The following is a 278-nucleotide window of genomic DNA, read 5'->3' on the forward strand; positions in this document are numbered from 1 at the left end:
TGCCGGTTCGACACGTCGTCGAAATCGCTGTTGTCGCGGTATTGCACCGGCTGCGTCGCATACGCGATCCAACGCCAGAGACCCGTCTCGTAGTCGGCCCAGATCGCGTCGAAGGCCTGGCGCACATTCGGGCCGTCGCGCACGGAGATGAAGCGCTGCAAGTCGAACGCCATCTCCTGACGGCCGAGCCGGAACTTCACGACGCCCGGGCCGAGCGGCTCGACGATAGCGACAAAAGCCTGGCGCAAGTCGAGCGGATTCTTGTCGACCGGGGTGAC

The 278-nt window shown here is 64.7% G+C and carries 1 protein-coding gene; it reads right to left on the reverse strand.

Going from position 1 to position 278, the window contains the following annotated elements; all coding sequences use genetic code 11:
• On the reverse strand, positions 1 to 278 hold a 278-nt coding region (locus ACCD05_RS31840), incomplete at both ends, for an alginate export family protein (RefSeq protein WP_413397669.1).

The organism is Rhizobium sp. Rhizsp42 (genome assembly GCF_047304155.1).
Lineage (GTDB): Bacteria > Pseudomonadota > Alphaproteobacteria > Rhizobiales > Rhizobiaceae > Rhizobium.